The sequence below is a fragment of the Acinetobacter sp. Tol 5 genome, from assembly GCF_019702905.1.
GTDB lineage: Bacteria > Pseudomonadota > Gammaproteobacteria > Pseudomonadales > Moraxellaceae > Acinetobacter > Acinetobacter bereziniae.
In genome coordinates, this window is the sequence record NZ_AP024708.1 from 2,180,001 (window position 1) to 2,203,951 (window position 23,951).

The window sequence follows — 23,951 nt, forward strand, 5'->3', positions numbered from 1 at the left end:
ATCAAAGTTTAATGCTGGCTGTGCATCTGGTTGTATTTGGTTAAAATCAACACTTAACAGATCATGAAAATACATTGGTGAAGTTTATATATCAGTATGAAATTGCTCAGATTGATAGCATATTGATTTAAAATTTATTAATATTTAGCTTGAACGATTTAAGCCTGAATAGGATTTGCACATTACTATGAATTATAAAAGATCCTCTGTCATGGAAGAAAAAATGCAGCAGAATCGTGAGATGATTTTATTGTCAGCTCGTGAACTGGTGGCACAAGGGGGATTTAAAGATGCGCAAATTCAAGCAATTGCAGATCGTGCTGGTGTTTCAAGTGGTTTAGTTTACCGCTATTTTGAAAATAAAAATCAAGTGTTGATTGAAGTTTTAAATGCCGCTATTCATATCGAAGTGAATATTCTGAATGATATTGCCCATACTGAATTAACGGCTGTTGAAAAATTGCATCGTGCAGTCACAACTTTTGTTAAACGTGCAATGAATAGCCCGCGACTGTCTTATTCTCTGTTGTTTGAACCTGTTGATCCACAATTTGAGCTTGAACGTTTCCAGAGTAAGCAGTTGATTAAAGAAAGTATTATTAAAATTTTAACTGAGGGAAGACACTCAGGTGAGTTTATTTTTGAAGATTTAAATACCACCGCATTGTGTATTGTAGGTGCAATGACATTTGTGGTGATCGAACCGCTCAGTATTGCGAAAACCAAGCGCTTTGATAAAACCTATAAAGAATATTTTGTTAAACAAATTGCTGATTTTTGTCTGCAAGCCGTTAAAGTTAAACATATGATCGTGTCAGAGTCTTAATTATTCATCTATTAATTATCAATCAGTTACTTAAAAATCAAAACTTAGAGGGGTAAATCATGGCAAAGGATTTTAATCATCCTGTGGTTGTAGAAAGTTATGATGAGCATATCCGCAAGTTGATTCCTGGTTACGAACTGATTCACTTACAAGTTCATGCTTTACTGAAAACTTATTTGCCTCAACAAGCCCATATTTTGGTGGTGGGATGTGGTACAGGTTATGAGTTGCAGTATTTGGCAGAGCAATTTCCGCAATGGAATTTTACAGCAATTGATCCTGCACCCAACATGATTGAAAAAGCTAAACAACATATTGATAATTTGGAACTATCTTCTCGAATTGAATGCATTGTTGGTGATACCTCTATATTGCACAATATCGACACAACTTTTGATGCCGCATTGGCGATTTTGGTATCACATTTTGTTCCTGTAGAAAGCAAATTAGACTTTTTTAAAGATATTTCAAATAGCCTAAGCAATACAGGCTTATGTTTAAGTGTAGAGCTCACTCAATTTGAAAATGAGCAACAGTTAGACAGTCTAAAAACTTTGACATTGGATTCAGGATTACATGAAAAGCAAGTAGAGGTTATGGCAGATCGTATCACTCAAGATTTTGCATTAATTCGTCCAGACGAGATCATTGATTTGTACAAACAGGCTGGTTTTGCTTTAGTAAAAAGTTTTGCACAAGTGCTCAATTACTATGGCTTTATTGGGTTAAAGCATTCGATAGGCAGATAAAAATTTTATCATCGAATTTTAGTGATCTTCGCTGTGTCTAATTCTAATATCTATACTGAGTATTTTATCAAAACGATTGGTTTCGATTTAATCCCAGTATAGATTTATTCAAATTTACGATGCAGTTATTTATCCTTTGAATCTTTTTCAGGCTCTTTCACCACATTGACATCATATAAATGTGCAAGGGCTGAAAGTAGGCGAATTTTAGGATCTGCGTTTGAAATGCTGATGATTTGATCTGCATCAATATCAATCAGTTTTTCAGCACTGAAATATTCCAGAATACATTCAATCTGGGTATCAACTTCAGTTTCGTCCCATTTTAAGAAAAATGCTTTATGGATCAAGGGATATTGTTCAATCACTTGTGAGCATAAGGTAGATTTTTCAATTTTAAACATTTGTTCTTCAGTCTGCTGTTTAAATACTTTTGCGATTAAAGCAGGCAGAATAAAGGTGTGTAGGATGTTATTACTAAAATATTTGAGTAAGCCGACTTGTATATCACTGACTTTTACCCAACGTTCATTGTCATGTTCAATCAACTCAACTTGTTTGAGTTTCATGGCATATTGAATGATTTCTTTGTTGGAGAGTTCAGTGATTTGCATACGATCATCATAGCGATGATGTTTCAATAAATTGCGGAATTGTTCTAAACGAACCAAAACTTCTCGTTCAGCCAAACTATGCGTTGGTGCGTTTAACAACACCAAAGAAATCAAACTGATTGGATTGATCACAACCGCTTTGTTGATATTTTCCAAAATATCGATTGCAACATCATTGACTGTGGCTTTGACACTGTCAGGAATCTCATCATGCAATCCGACATGTTGCGGTGCTTGATTCTTTTGCAAAATATCTTCAAGAAAAACAGGCTCACCTAGATTGACATGTACCACACCAAATACTTTTTCGATTTTTTGAATAGATTTTAATAAACCAAATAAAGATTCAGCTTGTTTCTTTTGACCGCCCAATTCTTTGATGTATGAACTTCCTTCAATCAGCTTTTCATAACCAAAATATGTAGGAATAAAGGCAATTGGTTTACTGTTTCCACGCAGATAACTTTGAATCGTCATTGCCAACATCCCTTTTTTAGGCGGCAATAATAATCCAGTTCGTGAGCGTCCACCTTCTATAAAGTATTCCATCGGTGTATTGCGATTTAACATACTGTAAATATATTCTTTAAAAACAGCGGTATATAACGCATTTCCATTGAAGCTACGGCGAATAAAGTACGCACCTGCGCCACGCATTAACTGTCCAACGATAGGCATATTCAGATTAATACCTGCCGCAATATGCGGAACCATCAATCCACGGTTATAAATCACATAGGACAGTAGCAAGTAGTCGATATGGCTACGATGACAAGGGGTGTAGACAATTTCATAATCTTTGGCAAGTTCGCGCACCGTATCAAAGTTATGTACTTCGATTCCATCATACAATTGCGTCCAAAGCTTGGTTAATGCAATCTCAGCAAAGCGTAAAGTTGAGTAGGAAAAATCAGAAACGATTTCATCTAAATATTTGTGTGCTAAGTTTTCGGCTTCATTGATGCTGATTTTCTTATGAATACTTTCATTTAAAATAGCTTCTTTTATGGCTTCAGTGGTCATCAATTTATTGATGACATTGCGACGATCTGAAATATCAGGACCGAGAATGGCTTCTTTATAACCATTAAATTGTTTATTCAGCTCGGTAACCACATAGTGAGCAGGTGAGAAATTCGGTGTAAGCTCGATTGCTGAATTGATCAATTGACGAAGAGAAATAGCTTGATGGAACTCGATATAATTGTCACGACCATAGAGTGTGATGTTGAGGGCTTGTTTGATACCTGTCGGTTTTGCCCAAGCATCTGCCATCAATGCCTTATACCAACTGTCTTCATTTTCAGGCGCACGTCCCCATAAAATTGTGGTCGGGATCAGCAATACATCTTGTTCTGGGTGCTTCAACAAAAATTCAACCAGACGAATGATTTTATCTGGGTAATAAGCTGAAGCATTACTTTTTGTTGGCTCTAAAGTAATAAATGAATCATCTTCTTGATAGTCAGAAGAAAGCTGAAGTGGTGCAAAAGCTGGGCTGAGTTTTCTCTTTTCAGTTTCATTATCGATCAAGACTTTATTGGATGTAGAGTCGTCTTGGATGACATAACAAATCGGAAAATGAGGTGTATTTGGATCGTTAATTGTATTTTCAAGTGTTTGTGTGTCACCTAAAACTTGTGGGCTGACAATTTTATCTAAGATTTTTTTTGTAAATTGACGGTAAAATTTTTGATAAGCACTGCTTGCCATAATCTTCTCTTCAGATGAGTTATGGCGTTATTATGCTTGAAATAATATACAAATATATACTTTGATTTGCTGACAATTCAGTCAAACACATTGCGCAAAAACTAAACTTATGATTTATATGAATAAACTATTTTATTGTTGCTATAATTAAATTCAGTTACTGAATGTCAAAGCTACATAAAAAAGCATTATGATAGATTGATATAAATTAATTTTAAATTCAAGGAAAGACCATGTCTACAGATCCAAATTTCCCAAGCACAGAAAATCTAGGTATCGCTGTATATGCCAATAATGCTGAATCGATTGGTAATACACCACTGATTCGTATTAACCGTTTGATTACGGGTGGTGCGACTGTATTAGCAAAGACAGAAAGCCGTAATCCTGCATTTTCAGTGAAAGACCGTATTGGTGCTGCACTTATTGCTGACGCAGAAGCCAAAGGGCTTTTAAAGCAAGGGATGCATATTGTTGAGCCAACCAGTGGCAATACAGGAATTGCATTGGCATTTGTAGCAGCAGCAAAAGGTTATGAAATTACTTTGACAATGCCTGCCAGTATGAGCCTTGAACGTCGTAAAGTATTAAAAGCTTTAGGTGCAAACTTAATCTTAACTGAACCAGCAAAAGGGATGAAAGGTGCGGTAGAGGAAGCTGTACGTTTAGCTACAGAGCAACCTGAAAAATATTACTTACCGCAACAATTTGAAAATCCAGCCAATCCAAAAATCCATGAGACGACAACGGGTCCAGAGATTTGGGCTGCAACAGGTGGTAAAGTTGATATTCTTGTGGCTGGTGTGGGCACTGGGGGAACAATTTCGGGGATCTCTAGTTATTTTGAAAATGTTAAAAAACAGGCGATCCATTCAGTTGCTGTCGAGCCAGCAGACTCTCCAATCATAGGTCAAACCAAGCGTGGCGAAACGTTAACACCTGGTCCACATAAGATTCAGGGGATTGGTGCAAACTTTATTCCTAAGAATTTAAACTTAGATTTGGTCGATGAAGTGATTGCGATTGAAAACCAAGTTGCTATTGATTTTGCACGCCAAAGTGCAACTCAGGAAGGTATTTTTGTGGGGATTTCAAGTGGTGCAGCATTAGCAGCAGCGGCACAATTGGCAGCTCGTCCTGAAAATGCAGGAAAAACCATTGTCGTAATATTACCAGATGCTGGTGAACGCTATTTATCTTCAGTATTGTTTGAAGATATTTCAGCGGATTAAACGCCAATAGCCAGTAACTGTATCTGATCGACAATACACTTAATGGTGAAGTCGACAAAAAACAAACCCTCTCATACATAATTCAGAGAGGGTTTTTTTGATATTTAGATAGTAAAATTGATACAAGAAATTAAAAATAAATTAAATAAATCAGAAAGATATTTAATTTTTACATAACATGGATAAAGTATTTTCACTGCTTATATTTTATGAAAAGTTTCGATCAATTTGAGTAGGTGATTTAAAAGAATAATTTCGAATAACGCCTATTATGTTAAATGGTGGAGCTAATATATTTTTCTATTTCAGCTAGAGCATTTTCTGGAGTAAGTTTAGCTGTATCTATTATTAATCTTTTATCTGTTCTCAATTGATAATCATGTATTTGAACAGACTGCCAATCTGGTAGTTTAAAATTTTCTATATCAGATGACCTTGTTTCAATACGTCTCTTATGTTCTGCCTTATCACTACAAACAACTTCAATTTCAATAATCTTAACTTTAGCTTTCTGAGCTATTTCTTTCCATTTAAGCCTACTTTCTATGACAGGATTAACGTTGTCAGCCACAACCGTATTGCCAAGTTTTAGATTAGATAATGCTATAGAAAATGAAATTTCATAACCAATAGCTCCAATTTTTTCAGAAGAGTTATTATATTGTTGAATCGCAAATTCTATTTCATCAATTCGGATATAAGTGAACCCTTTCTTTTTTATTAGAGCCTGAGATAAAGTTGTTTTTCCTGTGCCGGGTAACCCACTAAATACTACGAGCATTATGATCTCTTACAATTAGCATAAAATCTCTTATACGAAGTTAAAATGGGAGCTTTAAAGCTCCCAATTCTATTGATCATTTTAAATCAGAGTTGGATGGGCATCTAGAATGCGAATTAATGTCGCTGCTGGGCCTGTTGGATAACGTCTACCTTGTTCCCAATTCTGTAGAGTACGAGGGCTAATATGCAAGCGTGCAGCAAATTCATTTTGGCTCAAACCCGTTTTTTCACGTACGTCCTTAATATTAGGTAATACCAGTTCTGTTACACGACTTGCCTGAATCTCTTTACGCTTAATTGCACCTGCTTCTTTAATCGAAGAAACGAGGTCATCAAATAAAGTATTATCCATGAAGTTGCTCCTTCACTAATTGACGTAGAATTGCAGTTTCTTTATCCGTTAAATTGTCTTTCATAGACTTGGGATAAGCCACTAAAAAGAAAATATGGTCATCTTCTGAAACCCAATAATAGATTACACGGATACCACCACTTTTTGCTTTATTGCCTTGAGCACAACGTACTTTTCGTATTCCACCACCATTTTTTATCACATCACCTTTATCAGGCTCTACCAAAAGATCTTGCTGTAACTGGCGATATTCATCATCAGTAACAAGTTCTTTGATTTGTTTGGTAAAAATACTGGTTTCAATAAATAACATAACTTTTGTACGTCAATGGCGTATTGAAAGTATAGCAATTTGAAAATAAAAAAGCGAGGGAGTACGTTCTATACCTTCGCTCAACATGGCGACATCCATGTCGCCTCGCGATACCAAGACCATCACTGAATCAAAAAATATAAAAAATGTTTAAGCAAAATTTTTAAAAATTCATATAAAAGCATAAGCTTGATTGAAGATGAATCACTTGTATGATGCATGAAAAATTAGCCGGTTTGACCATAGCAGGTAAAATAGGCTGATGGAAAAAAGTAAAATCTATTTATATACTGATTTCTTTATAAAAGTTTTGCCTGAATAAAGTTAAGTTGAATTAATTTTAACTTTATTCTGGGGATTGAAATTAGATTTTAGTGCTAAATTTTATAACGAAGATTTTAACTGTTTTTCGTGCTGTTTCACTTGTTTGGCATATCTCTTACCTTGGCGTTTCATTTTACGATTTGATTCATAATTTGTAGGACCAACATTGTAATAACCTAATGCTTTTTTCCAACTACCTGCAGATTGGTTATATTTCGCTAAGATCATGGTTCCGCAGCGTACATTGGTATATTCATCAAATAGATCGCCCGGGCAAGCTTGTTGCCAATAACGTGGCATGACCTGAGTTAAGCCAACCGCTCCAGAGGGAGAAGTCACATAACTACGATAACTGGATTCTTGGCGAATTGTAGCTGCGATCAGTAAAGGATCAACATCATATTGATCTGCACTTTGTACAATAAAAGGTGAGACTCGATTTGCAATATCAGGAGAAACTGAATAAGCCTTTTGTATACCTGTAGAAAGTTTAGCTGCACGCTTTTGCACAGAACCACCGCCTAAAGACGAACACGCCGTAATTGCAAGTGTCAGACAAATGATAGAAATTATTTTTAATTGATACTGAAGATTCAAAACAAAACCAATACTGCTGATCTAAGATTGGTCATGATGGTAAGTGTCCAATTTATACCTGTCAATCTCACTATATCAGTAGATTTATTCACGATTTGTATCTTTAGCTTTGAACGACTTGTTATTGAGCAATTACAGCTTTGGAAATATTTTATTTAAATTAGTTTAATAAATATAGTTTTTTATTTGTGGTTGAAATTAAATAAATCCCTTCAAGTGTTTAGAAAAAATTGATAAAAATATTTCTGCTTATGGCTAAACGATATAAAATTTATCCAATAAAGACAATTAAAGATTGACAAGATGAAGACTGGGATGTGTATGAAGAGCAAAATACACAAGCTGGGATTATGATCTACAAAGGTTCGATGTATGAGCGAATTGCAACGAGTCAATATATTTTCATTTTAACTGATGGTTTAGCTGAGTTTTTAAAGAAATATGATTTGGCTAAATCAATGAAATTACTCGGATTGCTAATTAAAATAATCACTAGATTTAGATGTGAATTCGGTCTTCAAAAAAATATGAGTATACAGTATTCAATCAAAGAGATTGCGATAGGACTCAATAAAACTGAACAGGAAATTTTAACTGCTCGTTCTTATTTAAAAGAATTATTAAGTGAAAAAAAACGAGTTCCTCTTCTAAATTGGGTAAGAACGCCAAACAGGAATTAAATACACTTTCTATAAAAGAATTATGCGAAAAATTTAATTTAACTATGGGAGCGGTAATGTATCGGAGAAAACTATCGAAACGAAATGAAACATAATGAAGTATGTAGATAAAATTAAACATGGACAAAATATGATCTTTTTTGTAGAGTGTGTTTTAATTTAGAATAACTACACAATAACTCGTGTTTAATAATATTTATTTTGCTTTGGAAAAATTGGGTCTTACTGCTCAAAAGCGTGCTATCCATGTGTCTTTTTCAAATACTGATCTTCATCAACTGGTATTTTTACAACGCGTTGATGGGATACATGCCATCAATGATGGGGTGAACTTACAACTGATTTGTCTATCTACGCTGAACGATATTGCATTAAAACGCTTTATTGGCTGTCGTGTAGCCATTGATGTGGTCAATGATCGCTCCGAACTCAATCGTATTTCAGGAATTGTCACCAAAGCTGAGGTGGGTGCCTCTGATGGTGCTTTGACGATTTATCGCCTCACGGTTGAAGATCCAACCGCACTATGGAAACAGCGTAGAAACTCGCGTGTATTTATGAATATGTCTGCTTTACAGGTAGTCGAAGTTATATTTAATGAATGGCGAGACAGATCTCCACTGTTTGCTTCAAGTTTGACTTTGGATAAAAGCGGTCTAACCAAAGATTACGATATTCGACCCTTCATTATGCAGAATAATGAACGAGATATAGACCTTATTCAAAGGCTTCTAGCATCGGAAGGTGTGACCAGTTTAATTGATGAAGCACAGCTTAAAGTGTCTCATTTTAATGAACCCATCCAGCCTCAAAAGCTTAGATTAATTGATGACAATACTCAATATAAAAGTTTAGAACGACGCACGATCCGCTTTCATCGAAGTTCGGCTGTAGAGACTCGCGATTCGATTATCAATTTTACAGGACAACGTTCACTTCAACCGACGTCTGTACATATTCAACGATGGCAAGCCGATATTCTTGAAACCGAAGAAGGTGCAGGCAATGTACAAAGCAAACATCAGCACAGTGACCAGTACGATAACGCCAGTCTAGGCTTAGAACAAGTATGGCACTTTAGCCCTGCATGGACTCAAGACTTAAATGGAGAAGATGGAGTAACACCATCAGGCAACAGTCAGATCGAACGCTTTAACCAAAACCTCAGCAACTACTACGATGCCCAAGCCAAACAATTTATCGCAACTTCAACGGTACGAGATGCGCAGGTGGGTTATCACTTTGAGCTTGACCAACATCCAAGTCTAGAGCTAAAAGATGTTGCCGATCGGCAATTTCTGATCATCTCCAAAACCTTTTATCACCAAAATAATTTACCCAAAGACTTGAGCCATCAAGTCGAAGCACTCATCCGACAAAGCCAATGGCAACTCGCCCATCTTTCCATAAACAACAGCGAAGAACGCCAAGCGAATCAGTTGGTGCTACAACGACGTAATATTACGGTTGTTCCTGAGTATAATCCCTTAACCCAAAGACCCGTAGCCCATCCAATGCGAGCGAGAGTGGTTGGACCGAGTGGAGACGAAATCCATGTGGATGAATGGGGACGTATCAAGGTTCGCTTCCTGTTTACCCGCAATGAAGATCACAGCCATGATGGTGGTGCAGGTGCGAACGACAATGATACCGACTCAGCTTGGGTCGATGTACTCACGCCGTGGGCAGGCGAAGACTATGGAGCACGCTTCTTACCGCGTATTGGAGAGTTGGTCGTAGTTGACTTCTTTGCGGGGGATATTGACAGACCTTTTGTGGTGGGACGTATTCATGAAGGATACCGTTATCCAACCAAGTTTGATGACAAAGGCAAGTTGCCCGATACCAAGAAGTTGGCAGGGATTAAAAGTAAGGAATATCAGGGGAGTGGCTATAACCAACTGAGATTTGACGATACCACCAACCAGATCAGTAGTCAGTTACACAGCAGTTACGGGGCAAGCCAACTGAATCTTGGCAACCTCAGTTATCCAAAAGAAACAGAGACGAGTGAAGGGCGAGGAGAAGGCTTTGAGCTAAGAACTGATCAATGGGGCGCAATACGTGCAGGACAAGGCTTACTGCTGAGTACCCATACACAAGATGAGGCATCAGGCAATCATCTTGATGTCTCTGAAACGCAATCACAACTTGAATCGAGTCTCAACAACACAAAAGCTTTAAGTGAAGTTGCCAAACATCAACAAACTGATCCTTTAGAGGTTTTAGAAAATATCAAAGGTTTTATCGAAACTTTGACTGAACAAGATCCGAAAAAGGCAGATGCATTTAAATCCGCAGTGATGATGTTAACTTCACCGAATTCTATAGCTATGTCGACCAATAGCGACGTTCATCTTTCAGCAGATGGGCAAATCAGCCAGCAAGCAGGCGAAAGCATGAATCTCAGTACGCAGAAATCTTTGATTGCACATGCAAGTGCTAAAATCAGTCTTTTTGCGGCACAGGAAGGTGCAAGGCTATTTGCAGGAAAAGGTAAAATTGAGATTCAGGCACAAGGTGATGCAGCAGATCTGATCGCACGTAAAGGCATTCAAATTATTTCGACTGAAGACACGATTTATATCATTAGTCCAAAAGAAATTAAATTGATCAGTGATGGCACTGAATTAAAGCTCAATGGTTCGGGGGTGTTTGCAACCACAGGTGGTTTGTTTGAAGTAAAGTCTGGACAGCAGAAACTTACGTCGTCCGCTTCGATAAATCCACCTAGTATAGATTTGCCTGATTGCTCAGCAAAACAAGGACATGCCGCTCAAAATGGATCAGCAAAGGTGATCTTATGATGGCTGAGCATTACCTACAACAGACAAGCATTTTGCCTGAAAATAATTCAGTGGAAACGATTTATCAAAAAATGCAGACAGTGTTCTTTCAGCATGGTCGATTACTGGTACTGCTTGATGAGACTTTAGCACCAGATATCTTTGATGATCTAAAAAATAACTTGAGAGTAGATCAGATTATTTATATTCCGCTAGCTAAGGGGAATGGATATAAAGATACCAGTCTGTTTTTTATTGAAATATCAGATGAAAAGATATTGAAAGACATTGGATTTGAGCTGGCTGAACACTTACTCAAGCATTTTGATATTGCAAATGATCGGTACTTGGTTCACGGTTTTGGGGCTTCTCAATATGACAATGATGAATTAAATCGAAGATTTAAAAAGACATTGGTATTGCAAGATATAGAGTCCAAAATTTTATTTCGTTGGTACGACCCTCGTGTGATGATTTATTTAGATCAAATATTCAACGAATTGCAGTTAAATAGTTTATTGGCAAATTTTATCCAGTGGCATTTTATTCACCCGACGGGGTACTACCATTGGGAAAATATAGATCAGAAAAAATTACAACTTAAAGCGATCAACAAAATTAATGTGCAACAATCTCTACAACTGGATTTAATTGAAATCAGTAATACTGTTTTTAGGAAAGCACATGAATTAGAACAGATCGACAGTCATGATTTAAATCCTCAAAAGATTCTTAAAAACTTATATCAAGCTCATGAGCAATATCATATTAAAAAATATATTGATTTGCTAAGTTATGGTTTATATGCGGAGCTATTAGGGCAAGGCTTTATACAACATCCTCATGTTGTAAATGTGCTTAAACAGTATTGGAATATTGAACCTGAAAATTATAATTTTACCGAAGCGATGAATTTTATCGCTGAAGACGATTGGGCATTGATTAAAACAGAAATATTTGAATAAGGAGAATAATATGGGTGGTGATAAAGAAGCTTTCGCAAGAAAAGAAAATAAAAAAGCAGAACAACGTAGACAGCAAGAAGAGATTTTGGCTGCACCAAATGCGATTACCAAAGCAGCGAATGCTGCAATACAAGTCAATCAACAGACTTCTGATGCAAAAGGCAGTAAAGATCAATGTAATTTTTGCCGTAAATTAGGATTACAGATATTACCTTTACGTTACACCGTTACTCGAGATAAAGCACCTCAGCTTAATTCTCAGCTTGGAAAAAATGTAAAAAACGTTGCCTTGTCGTATTCACAATATACAACTGAAATGATCGATTCTGGTTATGTGTACGCCATGATCAAAAGAAAAAAAGGTTATGAATGGAGTGGCTACATCGTGACGCCAAAGGGATATTTGTCATCATTCCCATTGGACAAACCTGCACCCGTATCTGTACTTGAGTTTGCCTGTCAGGGAAATGAACATGCGGTATTTGCTTCATTTGTCACAGTTGAATATATTGCAACAAATTTGGCAGAAAAAGCGTATTTGATTTATACCCATGCGCCCATGACTGATAAAAAAAGAGAGGAATATCAAGCCAAAGCGGATGAATATGTTAGTTCAGGCAAATGGCAGTCTGTAGATGTTGCAGCATGGGCGAAAGGAACGTCTCAACAGCAACATTGTTTAAACAACACGACCTTAAAGGGTGGTATCAGCCAGCCTTTTTCATTTGGTACTGATCGTTGGAAGCAGCTCGTGAAGAAATTCACCGAAAAACCGAAAGCTTTTTCAGCTGTTGTGTTATATGACCCCGTTGGAATCACGATAAAATTAAATGAATATCGAAATGAAGCTTATGTCCCTGTAGATGACTATTTAGAAGCAAAAGATAAATATGGTGTCACTAATCAGCGTAAACTGGACTCCGTACAACGCGTGAAAAGCATAGAAGGTTCATTGCTTAAAAATAAGGAAAAAATCGTACAGCGCGAAAATGAAATTCATGAACAAACAGCACCCGCCATTGAAATAAGATATAAAAGCAATTTAAATGCGATTGAGCAACGACTTATCTATGCGAGGAAATGGAATAATACAGCAGAAATTGAGCAACTTGAACGAAGCAAAAAATTGTTGATCGAAGAACATGAACGTACCATGAAAAAACGGGCGGGTCACGGTGAAGAAGTTGGGGAAGCCAATTACCAACCTGACCGCAAAGTTCTACTCGATAATTTAAACTATAAAGAAATTGAAGCGTTTAAGCAGGAAGTAGCTCAAAAATATGACACGGCTTTAAAGGTTGCCAACCAACGTGCTCAAGAACATTTAAATTGGGTGGTTTCTGAAAGCTTATTGGATGCTTTAGATGCCTATGATCAAAAGGATTTGCAAAGTGGATGTGCATTTAAAGCACATGTAGCGACCATGCTATTTGGAATGGAAGGTGCTGAAGCAGGTGCAAGACAGTTGGATGACTGGGTTAAAAAGCCAGATTATGAGCGTAAAAATTTATTTATACGTGGTTTGTATAGTAATCAGTTAGAAGCCAAAGCCAAGCATGAAGAACTGAAAAAAGCTGCAACAGATTTGACCGCTGTGGGTATAAAAGCCATGAAAGGTACAATCGACTTTTTAAAGAAAACCGATTCTGCATGGGATGAATGGGCAAGAAATCAGGGAATCGACAAAAATAAAGGCAATATTGCATTCTCTAAAGTCGAAAAAAAGGTCATGCTGTATGTTTCTAACTTTGCCCGTGTTGTATTTCGGGCAGGTATGGGGTCAACTGCTGAAAGTCGATTTGTCGCTGCAATTTCGCAAAAACTGTTGTTTGCTCAGATGGGTGAGTTGGCAGGAAAACTAAGATTTGATCAAGTTGTACATAATATAAATCCTGAAAAACTAAACTCTGGAAATATCAAACTCAGTCCTGAACTTGGTGAAAGAGTCGGTGGTCAGCTTTCAAAAAATACAAAGGAAGCAACAATGCGTTCTTTGGATGTATTGATCGATGATGCGATGGCAAAAAAGCAACAAGTGGCATTAACTTTAGAAGAAATTGAAAAAGCGGGTAGTAAAGGTATGGTGAACCATACCAACAATTACCATCAGGTACGCGCATCAGGCATTCTTGTATTTTTAGAGGCGATTAATTTAACGCATATGCTTAGCTCTGGAAAATATAAGGATAATGTACAAGTTGCAGCTTTGGTGGCATCTGTATCCGCATTGATGGCTTTTGCTTTGGATATATTCTATGGTTTGGCAAAAGGCGTGCGTGAAGTTGCAACTCAAACTAGCTATGGTGGTGCAGGCGCAGCAGCCACACGAGGCGCAGCAAATATTCAAAGAGCGGGTATTAAATGGGCAGCAGGGAGTTTAAGTACGATTGCAGGTGGCATTACAGCATGGTTAGATTATCAAAAGGTAAAGGTATTAAGAGAAAGAGCAGATTTATCTAATACATTAATTTTATTGTATTCGAGCCGATCAGTATCTGCGGGTTTTGGTGCATTTTTTGGTATGTGCGCTGCATTAACCTATATTGGTCCTTTAATAGATTATTTAGCACATGTTGGAGGTAGCCCGACCATTCAGAGATTGGGCGCAAAAGTTTTTGGTGAAACTATGGCTAAATATAGTGTTAAAAAGCTTACTCGAGAGCTAGTCAGGAATGCTTTGCTGCGTTGGGTTGCTTGGGCAAGTGGTATAGGATTAATTTTAACTTTAGTTGAAGCCGCTTTTTTGATATACAGGGAAGCTACAAAGCTTCAACGTTGGTGCCAATATTCTACTTTTAGAGCTTTAAAAACCAATCAACTAATGTCTGAAAAGCAGGAAGATGAAGATTTTCAGATACTATTTGCACAATAGAGTAGGCATAACATGAGTTTAAAAAAAACAGATCAAGTTATTGATGAATTTTCAAAAAGGCTTTTTATCGTAGAAGGCGAAGTAACTGATCTGTTGACCAGTGAAACCATGCAGAACTTAAATATCAGTATGCAAACAGGTTCAGGTGCAATGGCCGTAGGCTCAGCACTTGTCGGACAGATCGGTACAGCTGCTTTAGCCAGTTTTGCTGCTAGTGATGAGGGTATTGAGGTGAGTGATTTTGCTGTAGAAATTACGGATCACAATAATCAAAAGCATTACTTTAAAGGATGTTTTCCTGTCGTGATATTTAAAAAAGGCGATATGGTTAAAGTCATTGCAGAACCACTTTCAGGTCAAAGTAAATATGCTTATGCAGCAGCAATTATTGATCAAAACAGCAGTTATACATGGACAAGTCAAGAGGTTGTAAAAGGGCGGTTTCGATATAGATTATTCGGAATGAAGATGGCTGGTGTGGGGGGGGCGTTTTCAATAATGTTGTTTACTTCATTTGCTTTATTTGATGGAAATATCACTTTGATTTTTTATCCTCCTATATTTATTACTTTATGTGTATGTATGTGTGTGTTTATCTTGATAGGATGGCGAGTAGGCGCAAGTTTTGATGAACAAAGTATAGAATTAGAAGCAATACTAAAAAAATTAGGATTTAATAGACCCAGCAGAATAGATTTACAAAATTTTGCATTGAGTGATTTAAGTTGGAAAAATAAAGAAAAAGATTTTATCCATGAGCGTTGGAAAGATTATACCTATCGTATCGATTTAGCCAAACAATATGATGAAGAAAAATATGGGAAAAAATGAGTTTAAAAAAAACAGATAAAATGATTGATGAATTGGCAGATAGGCTTTTTATCGTTGAAGGAGAAGTCACAGACTTATTGACCAGTGAAACTATGCAAAACTTAAATGCCAATATGCAAACGGCTACAGGTGCAATAGCAGTGGGTTCAGCCCTGGTTGGGCAAATAGGGAATGCTGCTTTAGCCAGTTTTGCTGCCAGTGATGAAGGGATAGAAGTGAGTGATTTTGCTGTAGAAATCACAGATCAAAATAATCAAAAGCATTACTTTAAAGGATGTTTCCCAGTGGTCATATTTAAAAAGGGAAATATGGTTAAAGTGATTGCTGAACGACTGTCGGGTCAAAATAAATATACTCGTGCAGTAGCTGTTATTGATCAACAAAACAATTATATACGGACAAGTCAAGAAGTCGTTAAAGGGAGATTAGGGTACAGATTTTCTACTATAAAATTATTTTTGAGTATAGGTATCATAGGTCTTTTTATATTCATACCTTTGTTAATGTTAATAGGAGATGGAATAGCTACATTAAAACATCAAGTTACTAGGCTCATTTTATTTATTTATTTAATTATTTGTTTCATTGGTGGTTGGGTTGTTGGAGGAAGTTTTGATGAACAAAGTATTGAGTTAGAGGCAATATTAAAAAAACTCGGATTTAATAAACCCAGTATGGCAAATTTAAATGATTTCTCAGTTTTCTCAATGAACATAAAGAACAAAATAAAAAGGGACGAATATCCTGATCGTTGGGAGCAATATACTTATCGTTTAGACTTAGCAAAACAATATGACGAAGAAAAATATGGGAAAAAATGAGTTTAAAAAAAACAGACAAAATCATTGATGAATTGGCAGATCGGCTTTTTATCGTTGAAGGTGAAGTCACAGACTTATTGACCAGCGAAACTATGCAAAACTTAAATGCCAATATGCAAACGACAACAGGTGCAATAGCGGTGGGTTCAGCATTAGTCGGACAAATTGGGAGTGTCGCTTTAGCCAGTTTCGCTGCCAGTGATGAAGGGATTGAAGTCAGTGATTTTGCCATCGAAGTTACTGATAAAAATGCTCAAAAACATTACTTTACGGGCTGTTTTCCTGTGGTGATGTTTAAAAAGCAAGATATGGTTAAAGTGATTGCAGAACCGCTTTCGGGTCAAAATAAATATGCTCGTGCAGCAACTATTATTGATCAAAACAGCAGTTATACATGGACTGGTCAAGAAGTGGTTAAAGGGCGGTTTCGATATAGAGTATTTGGAATGAAGATGGCGGGAGGGGCATTTTTATTTATATTAATTGTGCAATTTATAATTGATTACTTTATGTCTAATTCGATAAGTGAAATGGCGAATGCTAAATTAGGTATTCAAATAAATATTTTAGTTATAATGATTATATCACTATTTATTGGTTGGCGAGTAGGTGCTAGCTTTGATGGTCAAAGTATAGAATTAGAAGCAATATTAAAAAAATTAGGATTTAATAAACCCAGCAGAATAGATTTACAAAATTTTGCATTGAGTGATTTGAGTTGGAAAAATAAAGATAAAGATTTTATCCATGAGCGTTGGAAAGATTATACCTACCGTATTGATTTAGCCAAACAATATGATGAAGAAAAATATGGAAAAAAATGATTTTAAAAAAAACAGACCAAATCATTGATGAATTGGCAGAAAGGCTGTTTATTGTTGAGGGTGAAGTGACAGAATTATTGACCAGCGAAACCATGCAAAACTTAAATTCCAGTAAGCAAACAGCTACAGGCGCAATAGCGGTGGGTTCAGCATTAGTCGGTCAAATTGGGAGTGCTGCCTTAGCCAGTTTTGCAGCCAGTGATGAAGGTATTGAGGTTAGTGATTTTGCTTTAGAAATCACAGATAAAAATAATCAAAAGCATTATTTTAAAGGGTGTTTTCCTGAAGTTAATTTTAGAATTGGTGACAATGTTAAAGTTATGGCTGAGCCTTTTACAACAAAATATTCAATAGTAAAAGCAGTTATTGAACCAAAAAATCAATATATATGGACAAGTCAACAAATTATAAAAGGGAGAATAAGATATAGGATATTTGGGATAAAATTAATAGGTGGTGCAGGGATATTTGTCATGATGATTTTTATTTTATTTTCTCTATTTGAGGATAATGGTATATCATTTCTTTTAAGCCAACCTATACTTATCTCTTTTTTTGTTTGTTTATTTATTTGTTTATTTATTGGATGGAAAGTGGGTGCAAGCTTTGATGAACAAAGTGTTGAGTTAGAGGCAATATTAAAAAATTTGGATTTTAATAAACCAAGTATGGCAAGTTTAAATGATTTTTCAGTTTCATCAGTCAATAGAAAGAATAAAGTAAAAATGGATGAGTATCCTGATCGTTGGGAGCAATATACTTATTGTTTAGACTTAGCAAAACAATATGATGAAGAAAAATATGGGAAAAAATGAGTTTAAAAAAACAGACCGAATGATTGATGAATTGGCAGATCGACTTTTTATCGTTGAAGGTGAAATAACCGATTTGTTAACCAGTGAAACCATGCAAAACTTAAATGCCAATATGCAAACGGCTACAGGTGTAACAACTGTCGATTCTGCACTTATCAGACAGATCGGTACAGCTACATTAGTCAGTTTTGCTACGAGTGATGAATATATTGAGGATAGTGATTTTGCTTTAGAACTCACAGACAAAAATAACCAACAGTATTACTTCGTTGGGTGTTTTCCTGAAGTAATATTTAAAACAGGAGATACAGTGAAAGTTATTGCAGAAGAACTACATGGTGAGAAAAAGTATGCACGGGTTAATACAATAATAGATCATAAAAATAATTATATGTGGACAGGGCAAGAAGTAGTTAAAGGGCGACTAAGACATAGAGTTTATGGAATGAAAATACTGGGTGGAACTTATTTATTTATATTAATTGTGCAATTTATACTTAATTACTTTAACTTTCATTCAATAGGTGAAATGTTAAATGCTAAATCAGGTATTCAAATAAATATTTTAGTTGTAATGTTTATTTGCTTATTTATTGGTTGGCGTATAGGAGTTAGTTTTGATGTTCAAAGTATAGAATTAGAAGCAATATTAAAAAAATTGGATTTTAATAAACCCAGTATGGCAAGTTTAAATGATTTCTCAGTTTTTTCAGTTAATAGAAAGAATAAGATAAAAATGAATGAATATCCTGATCGTTGGGAGCAATATACTTATCGTTTAGACCTAGCAAAACAATATGATGAAGAAAAATATGGGAAAAAATGAAATTATAAAAAAGATGAAGCTAATATGATGATTAAATATATTTCTACATTCTGCCTATGCCTTTATAGTTGTGTATCTTATGCTTCTACAAGTTTGAATGTAAAACTGGAAAATACAAGCACATTGATTGTACGGAAAGATAAGAACATAAAAAAAGAAATTTAGGTGAAATTAACGGATACAAAACTAATTGTAATAATAGTTATTTAGTAGTTTGGGGAATTCCTAAGAAATTCAAAAATAGTTCCCCTCAAAATAATGAAGTTGTTTTTTATAATTTGTATAATAAAAAGCAGAAAGTTGTTAAGACAAGTGATGCTATATTCAATGTTGATTTTTATAAAACTGAAGATAAAGCAATTTTAAATTCAGCAACTACGAATACTGAAATTAATTTAAAGACGGGAGAACAAAGTGACTTCCCAGAAATAAGCCAATCCACTTTAAACCAACTAGAAGTTTGTAAAAATTTAACTCAATTTAAAAGATACAAAGAGTAGTAGTTACAGTGTCTTAGATAAAAAAGGATTTAGTCTTGAGAATTAAATTAATAGAAGTATTGACTAAAAATAACTGGAATATTGAAGAGAGACCTTACAAAGGAGATGCCAATATAACAGGTTTTGATTATTTACCTATTGAGTTACAAGAAATTCTTATGAATTATAAAACAATAAGCAATCCAAGTGATGTTGCTTGGTTTTTTACAGTTGCCGAAATTACAGGTGAAACAGAATCTGAGTTCGATTGGGAAGAACTTAGACAACAAAGCTTAGATGCAGCAATGAATGATGTAGAAATTAACAGAATTAATAATTTTTGGGATCATCATTTTTGCTTTTTGATGTCAGTTAAAAATGGTTACTCATATTTGGCAATTTGTTTAGAAGGCAAAAATAAAAATAAGGTTGTGTATGGTTATGAACCTGAATATGAAGAAGTTGATGTCATCTTTGATTCATTTGATGATTTTTCCAATACACTTATAAAATATATATCAAACCAGAGCAGATTCGGAGTTTTTGATCAAATATTTTAAATGTAATAGACCTCGGGCATTGTTTGAGATTCGAACAGGGATAGGGATGGCTTTTGATTTAGAAGCTGTCGCATCAAGCACAAATGAGCAAAAACCTACTTTCGCAAAAGACCTAATATAAAATATTTGAACTTTTACTCTTCACTTGTTACAGATTAGCCGATAATGGCAGATTAACTCCACCAATATCTTAAAATATGGAAAAAGATCGGTGCTGAGAAACAAATAGAATCAATACGATCTAGCATACCACCATGACCGTGAATCAATTGTCCCCAATCTTTAACACCACGATCACGTTTGATTGCAGACATAACCAAACCGCCAAAGAAACCAAAAATACACACCACAAGACCAATAAATGCTGCCTGTAAATAACTAAACGGAGTTAACCATGCCATAGCAACACCTAAAGCCGTGGCTAGGACGATACCACCAAGTAAACCCTCGACAGTTTTAGACGGAGATAAAACAGGGGCAACCTTGTGTTTGCCAAAAAGCTTTCCGCACACATATTGCAAAACATCTGAAGCCTGCACAACCATAATTAACCAGATTGCCAGCCAAATCGGTTCACCCTTAAAACCGTGTAATTTTAAATTGAGTAGTGCAGGAACATGAGAAATACAGAAAACACAGACCATCAAACCCCATTGAATTTTTGAACTACGTTCAAGAAAATGTTTGGTATCTTCTTGTTTTAAACTGGCAATCGGAATCAGTAAAAACACATACAATGGAATAAAAATAGAATATAAGCCATACCAGTCGATAGCGATTAAATAGTATTGATATGGAATTACAAAATAAAACGCAATCAACAGCGGAAAGTAATCACCACGCCGTGTCGGCAACAAACTGGTGAATTCACGCAATGCAAAAAGTGAAATAATGCCAAATAAGATAATAAATGCAGTTTGACCAAGCAGAATTGCTGCACCAATGACAATTAACATCACCCACCAAGCATTGATTCGTGCATTTAAATTATCAATGACTGGCGCAGGCTGGTGTCCAGCTTTTTGTTTAAGAATAAATCCGACTGAGGATGCAAAAACCAAAATACCAGCAAAAATACCAAATAAAAGATAGGTTTTATGTAGATTATCAACAATCATTGATTTTCAACCTCTTTTAATTGCAATAGTTGTTTTTGGGCATAGTCGATAAAAGTCGTTTTATCCATCTCTAAATGTTGTTCTAAAGGGCAACCAAAACATACTGTAGATAACAAAGGTAAAGGAATAAATGAACCTTTAGGCATGACACGTCTTAAGTTTGAAATCCAAACTGGAACGATTTCGATTTCTGGAAATTGCTTATGCAGGTTATAAAGACCACTTTTAAATGGCAGTAACTCAACATCATCATCTAAATTACGTGTGCCTTCAGGAAAGAAGATAATCGAGTATCCTTGTGCAAGTGCATCTTTTACAGGCTGTAATGGATCAGAACCATCCTCACGGTTACGTTGAATGGTGACCCCATTAAAAGTATCTTTAATCAAAAATTGGCGAAAACCATCTTTCAGCCAATAATCTGATGCTGCAACGGGTTTGGTCTTGCGACGCATTAATTTTGGCAGTGAAGACCACAATAAAATAAAGTCGATATGACTGTTATGATTGGCGTAGTAGATTCTTTGTTTCATTTCAGGCTGACAACCAATCCACAAACTACGTGCGCCTGTGATCAGTCGTGCGCCACGTCGGGTCAGAAATGCAATAAAACGAGCAACTGAGCTTGAAGCAAAATTTCCGCGAGGTGTCTCTAAGCTCTGCATTTTGTTGAGTGCAGGCATATTATTTTCTATTTTTTGATCTTGTTCAGGACGCTGTTCGGGTAACTGATTCATTGTTTAAGCCAATTGATATTTAATCTTTTTTGTACTGTTCATATGATATTGAAATGATGAAAACTTAAATTTCTGCTTTAAAAAAGAGCAGAATAATATTGAATTCAACAGCCCCACATGATCGATTTTAAATTAACGCTTTTGAATAAATAGTAAAAATCATTTATATCACAATATTAATTTATCATTTTTACTTTTTAAATCATAGCCTAACTTGAAGCAATTTCATTATCTTAGTCCTTCAAATACAGCGATTTTCATGGCTTTGCTTTGGTCGAAGTTAAAGAAAGAAAACCTAACTACCGTCTATATTCTGACTCAAATGCTCACTTAAATGATTCGATAAATTAAAATAATTAAAACCAGATACTGTATCAATACTAAGGCAATTTGCAGCTTGATTAAGCGAAAACAGCCAGCAAAACGCAGTGTCCAATCTCGACCGACTTTATTTTGCGGAAGAAGCTTCATTTCAAGTAAGCTTTGATCGAATTGCTGAGTAAGATGTTCAATGCTATCAGCTCTAGATTGGATCGCCAGCATTTCAATCAATTCCGCATCAAATTTGACACGGAATGAAAGGTAATGATGAACAGCCATGAGCAATAATGTAATGACAATGAATATCCAAAGCTCTATCGTTTGCCAACCTTTAAATAAAATCGCAAAAATAGATAAAGCAAAAGCAACATAGCCAGAAAGTAGCAAACCACCAGTTGCAGATAAAAGCTTGGCAACAATGAAAAATTTCATTTTCATGGCGCCAAGCCTTTTAATTTGAGTTGATAAATTTCAAGCTCTTCAATTTGTGGTGCTTTTAATACTACCCACGGACGTGCCTTGCGGATGATTTCAACGACTTCTTCAACAGTGCTGTTTTGATTTTGTTGCATTAACCAAGCACTGAGTAGTGCGCTGCTTCTTGAATATCCAAGGGCACAACAGATGAGAATGTTTTGCGATGGCGTGCCATCAATTTTCGTGAGCAAGAGATTGAATTGATTTACCGCATACTCAAGTTGATTGGCTTGCAAAGGAATCAAATCAAGACTTGGATACTGTTGATATTCAGATCCACTGTTTAAGGGTAATTCTGCAACACAGTCAAATACTGCGGTATATTTTTCGCTGTCTTTTTGAGTGGGGATACGCCCAATAAAGATTTTTCTATACTCTGAATCAATGACCAATGAATCTTCAGGATGTTTTTTAGTCCAAATTCGGCTATTGAGCCACGCAAAAATAAGGTATGGTGCAAGTAGAATCTGTGCAGCGATGGTCATCTTTCCATTGGTTTGCTTTTGGAAAAAATGAGGACGTACAAAACTATAACTATGTGCAACGATAAATAAGCTGACCGCTGGGTAGATTAGCCATAATCCCCAAGGGTTTAACTCATAGGCTAAGATCAAAAAAATTACAGCACCACACAGGTAGTAACTGCCTAGTTTTAAATGTTTTGCTGTTAACTGTTGTAAGCCATCTTTTCTAAATGGTGATTTAACGGTTATTGGGAATAACCACAAACACAAAGCACCGACTAAAATTCCTGTAGGAAGGTCAATAAAGTGATGTTGCCATGTCGTAAGGATGGACAGTCCGATCAACGCACTCCAAAAGTCCACCAAGTATTTCCATGAACCTTGTACATGTCTACGATAAAAATCCCAAAGAATCACTAAAAGAACAATATGCAAAGAAGGTGCTTGGTTAAAAGGCTTGTCAAAACCCATCAGCACATCAAACCATAGTCCAAAAAAACCATCTAAGGCAGGGCGTTCAAAACTAAATTTTAACGGGAAAAATAAAAAGCAACTGATCGAAATCACTTGTGCTAAAAACAATCTGAGCGCCTGTTGTTTCAGTTCAAATTTGTTCCAGCACAGTAACAGAGACAGACCATAAAACAGGTCAATTGACCAGTAAGGCATAATAGTCCAAGCCCAAAGTGGAATATGCTTTTCCCAGTCAAATACAATACTTGGAACATAGGCGAGTCCAGAAGCATACTGATTCGCAAAACCATAGGTCAGAAAAAAGAATGGTGCCAGGAAAACCAAGCAGAGTAAGCCCCATTTCCATGTTCCTGTTTCTTTGATGAGTGTTGGCATATAACATCCATTATTATTTTATT

22 protein-coding genes are annotated in these 23,951 nt (G+C 35.9%); 13 read left to right on the top strand and 9 right to left on the bottom strand.

Translation table 11 applies throughout. The features are described from left to right. The first annotated feature begins 187 nt into the window (after window positions 1-187). Window positions 188-826, top strand: coding sequence for a TetR/AcrR family transcriptional regulator (locus TOL5_RS10060; RefSeq protein WP_162987679.1), 639 nt, complete (start codon window positions 188-190; stop codon window positions 824-826). A gap of 59 nt (window positions 827-885) precedes the next feature. Beyond that, the gene (locus tag TOL5_RS10065) at window positions 886-1,575 is read left to right on the top strand and encodes a class I SAM-dependent methyltransferase (protein ID WP_121774459.1); all 690 of its coding nucleotides are present in this window, start codon (window positions 886-888) and stop codon (window positions 1,573-1,575) included. A gap of 125 nt (window positions 1,576-1,700) precedes the next feature. Here the strand turns inward: TOL5_RS10065 and plsB are convergent, their stop codons facing one another. After that, window positions 1,701-3,902 (bottom strand): glycerol-3-phosphate 1-O-acyltransferase PlsB, encoded by a 2,202-nt coding sequence (plsB, locus tag TOL5_RS10070; protein WP_100885315.1) that lies wholly within the window; start codon window positions 3,900-3,902, stop codon window positions 1,701-1,703. Between the two features lie 233 nt (window positions 3,903-4,135). On the opposite strand from plsB, the gene cysK reads away from it, so the two are divergent. Further along, the gene (gene cysK, locus TOL5_RS10075) at window positions 4,136-5,134 is read left to right on the top strand and encodes a cysteine synthase A (RefSeq protein ID WP_042088689.1); all 999 of its coding nucleotides are present in this window, start codon (window positions 4,136-4,138) and stop codon (window positions 5,132-5,134) included. 274 nt (window positions 5,135-5,408) lie between these two features. On the opposite strand, the gene TOL5_RS10080 is transcribed toward cysK, so the two are convergent. The 4 genes from TOL5_RS10080 to TOL5_RS10095 form a co-directional block, all read right to left on the bottom strand. After that, on the bottom strand, window positions 5,409-5,915 hold the full coding sequence (locus TOL5_RS10080) for an AAA family ATPase (protein WP_121774458.1): 507 nt from the start codon (window positions 5,913-5,915) through the stop codon (window positions 5,409-5,411). 81 nt (window positions 5,916-5,996) lie between these two features. Beyond that, window positions 5,997-6,269, bottom strand: coding sequence for a NadS family protein (gene nadS / locus TOL5_RS10085; protein WP_058971122.1), 273 nt, complete (start codon window positions 6,267-6,269; stop codon window positions 5,997-5,999). Continuing rightward, window positions 6,262-6,582 (bottom strand): type II toxin-antitoxin system RelE/ParE family toxin, encoded by a 321-nt coding sequence (locus TOL5_RS10090; RefSeq protein WP_121774457.1) that lies wholly within the window; start codon window positions 6,580-6,582, stop codon window positions 6,262-6,264. Before TOL5_RS10090 ends, nadS begins: the two co-directional genes overlap by 8 nt. Before the next feature lie 384 nt (window positions 6,583-6,966). Beyond that, entirely contained in the window at window positions 6,967-7,503 is a 537-nt protein-coding gene (locus TOL5_RS10095) for a lytic transglycosylase domain-containing protein (protein WP_121774456.1), read from the bottom strand. Window positions 7,504-7,820: 317 nt separating this feature from the next. On the opposite strand from TOL5_RS10095, the gene TOL5_RS10100 reads away from it, so the two are divergent. The 10 genes from TOL5_RS10100 to TOL5_RS10145 all read left to right on the top strand — a co-directional run bounded on the left by TOL5_RS10100 (window position 7,821) and on the right by TOL5_RS10145 (window position 19,962). Continuing rightward, a complete protein-coding gene (locus TOL5_RS10100; RefSeq protein WP_227543981.1) occupies window positions 7,821-8,183 on the top strand; it encodes a hypothetical protein in 363 nt (120 codons plus the stop codon). A gap of 182 nt (window positions 8,184-8,365) precedes the next feature. Further along, window positions 8,366-10,990, top strand: a complete 2,625-nt coding sequence (locus TOL5_RS10105) for a type VI secretion system Vgr family protein (protein WP_121774455.1) — start codon at window positions 8,366-8,368, stop codon at window positions 10,988-10,990. After that, window positions 10,987-11,934: a DUF4123 domain-containing protein gene (locus TOL5_RS10110; RefSeq protein WP_009584930.1), complete on the top strand. Its 948-nt coding sequence runs from the start codon at window positions 10,987-10,989 to the stop codon at window positions 11,932-11,934. The genes TOL5_RS10105 and TOL5_RS10110 overlap by 4 nt, the downstream gene beginning before the upstream one ends. A 10-nt stretch (window positions 11,935-11,944) precedes the next feature. Further along, on the top strand, window positions 11,945-14,806 hold the full coding sequence (locus tag TOL5_RS10115; RefSeq protein WP_121774454.1) for a T6SS effector BTH_I2691 family protein: 2,862 nt from the start codon (window positions 11,945-11,947) through the stop codon (window positions 14,804-14,806). A gap of 12 nt (window positions 14,807-14,818) precedes the next feature. Beyond that, window positions 14,819-15,637, top strand: coding sequence for a putative type VI secretion system effector (locus tag TOL5_RS10120; protein ID WP_042088695.1), 819 nt, complete (start codon window positions 14,819-14,821; stop codon window positions 15,635-15,637). Continuing rightward, window positions 15,634-16,458: a putative type VI secretion system effector gene (locus TOL5_RS22470; RefSeq protein ID WP_228740318.1), complete on the top strand. Its 825-nt coding sequence runs from the start codon at window positions 15,634-15,636 to the stop codon at window positions 16,456-16,458. The genes TOL5_RS10120 and TOL5_RS22470 overlap by 4 nt, the downstream gene beginning before the upstream one ends. Further along, on the top strand, window positions 16,455-17,282 hold the full coding sequence (locus TOL5_RS10130; protein WP_121774453.1) for a putative type VI secretion system effector: 828 nt from the start codon (window positions 16,455-16,457) through the stop codon (window positions 17,280-17,282). The genes TOL5_RS22470 and TOL5_RS10130 overlap by 4 nt, the downstream gene beginning before the upstream one ends. Then, window positions 17,279-18,097 carry a putative type VI secretion system effector gene (locus TOL5_RS10135; protein WP_042088698.1) on the top strand — a complete coding sequence of 273 codons (819 nt, stop codon included), beginning with the start codon at window positions 17,279-17,281 and terminating at the stop codon, window positions 18,095-18,097. The genes TOL5_RS10130 and TOL5_RS10135 overlap by 4 nt, the downstream gene beginning before the upstream one ends. Then, window positions 18,069-18,923 carry a putative type VI secretion system effector gene (locus tag TOL5_RS10140; RefSeq protein WP_228740319.1) on the top strand — a complete coding sequence of 285 codons (855 nt, stop codon included), beginning with the start codon at window positions 18,069-18,071 and terminating at the stop codon, window positions 18,921-18,923. Before TOL5_RS10135 ends, TOL5_RS10140 begins: the two co-directional genes overlap by 29 nt. A gap of 535 nt (window positions 18,924-19,458) precedes the next feature. Next, a complete protein-coding gene (locus tag TOL5_RS10145; protein WP_121774450.1) occupies window positions 19,459-19,962 on the top strand; it encodes an SMI1/KNR4 family protein in 504 nt (167 codons plus the stop codon). Window positions 19,963-20,135: 173 nt separating this feature from the next. Here TOL5_RS10145 and TOL5_RS10150 read toward each other — a convergent pair whose 3' ends face one another. From TOL5_RS10150 to TOL5_RS10165, 4 genes are all read right to left on the bottom strand, one after another. After that, window positions 20,136-21,080 carry a phosphatidate cytidylyltransferase gene (locus TOL5_RS10150; RefSeq protein WP_004830605.1) on the bottom strand — a complete coding sequence of 315 codons (945 nt, stop codon included), beginning with the start codon at window positions 21,078-21,080 and terminating at the stop codon, window positions 20,136-20,138. After that, window positions 21,077-21,763, bottom strand: coding sequence for a lysophospholipid acyltransferase family protein (locus TOL5_RS10155; protein ID WP_046760757.1), 687 nt, complete (start codon window positions 21,761-21,763; stop codon window positions 21,077-21,079). Before TOL5_RS10155 ends, TOL5_RS10150 begins: the two co-directional genes overlap by 4 nt. A gap of 384 nt (window positions 21,764-22,147) precedes the next feature. Next, a complete protein-coding gene (locus TOL5_RS10160) occupies window positions 22,148-22,576 on the bottom strand; it encodes a hypothetical protein (RefSeq protein WP_005031764.1) in 429 nt (142 codons plus the stop codon). Next, a complete protein-coding gene (locus tag TOL5_RS10165; RefSeq protein ID WP_221260700.1) occupies window positions 22,573-23,928 on the bottom strand; it encodes a phosphatase PAP2/dual specificity phosphatase family protein in 1,356 nt (451 codons plus the stop codon). Before TOL5_RS10165 ends, TOL5_RS10160 begins: the two co-directional genes overlap by 4 nt. Window positions 23,929-23,951: the final 23 nt, after the last annotated feature.